Source organism: Streptococcus oralis subsp. dentisani (genome assembly GCF_003944205.1).
GTDB lineage: Bacteria > Bacillota > Bacilli > Lactobacillales > Streptococcaceae > Streptococcus > Streptococcus oralis_BH.
On the sequence record NZ_RJPH01000043.1, the window covers coordinates 1 to 669 of the forward strand.

Genomic DNA, 669 nt, shown 5'->3' on the forward strand with positions numbered 1-669 from the left:
AGACGGAATCGAACCGCCGACACATGGAGCTTCAATCCATTGCTCTACCAACTGAGCTACCGAGCCAAATTGCGGGAGCAGGATTTGAACCTACGACCTTCGGGTTATGAGCCCGACGAGCTACCGAGCTGCTCCATCCCGCGTTAATAATAAAAAGGAGGATGTGGGATTCGAACCCACGCACGCTTTTACACGCCTGACGGTTTTCAAGACCGTTCCCTTCAGCCAGACTTGGGTAATCCTCCAAAATATACAATGGACCTTGTAGGACTTGAACCTACGACCACTCGGTTATGAGCCGAGAGCTCTAACCAGCTGAGCTAAAGGTCCAACAAGATCTTTATAGCGGCGAAGGGGATCGAACCCCCGACCTCCCGGGTATGAACCGGACGCTCTAGCCAGCTGAGCTACACCGCCATCAATCGGGAAGACAGGATTCGAACCTGCGACACCTTGGTCCCAAACCAAGTACTCTACCAAGCTGAGCTACTTCCCGAGTTAAATAGAAAAAATGCACCCTAGAGGATTCGAACCTCTAACCGCCTGATTCGTAGTCAGGTACTCTATCCAGTTGAGCTAAGGGTGCTCATTATTATATGCCGAGGACCGGGATCGAACCGGTACGATCGTTTCCAATCGCAGGATTTTAAGTCCTGTGCGTCTGCCAGT

Annotated in this window: 6 tRNA genes; all 6 read right to left on the minus strand. The window is 51.4% G+C overall.

The features are described 5' to 3' along the window. Window positions 1–69 precede the first annotated feature (69 nt). Window positions 70–143 (minus strand) — tRNA-Met (locus tag D8805_RS10015). A gap of 12 nt (window positions 144–155) precedes the next feature. After that, window positions 156–245 (minus strand) — tRNA-Ser (locus tag D8805_RS10020). 11 nt (window positions 246–256) lie between these two features. Further along, window positions 257–330: transfer RNA gene (locus D8805_RS10025), tRNA-Ile, on the minus strand. 13 nt (window positions 331–343) lie between these two features. Further along, window positions 344–417: transfer RNA gene (locus D8805_RS10030), tRNA-Met, on the minus strand. A 5-nt stretch (window positions 418–422) separates the two neighbouring features. Further along, a tRNA-Pro gene (locus tag D8805_RS10035) sits at window positions 423–496 on the minus strand. 16 nt (window positions 497–512) lie between these two features. Next, window positions 513–586 (minus strand) — tRNA-Arg (locus D8805_RS10040). Window positions 587–669 lie beyond the last annotated feature (83 nt).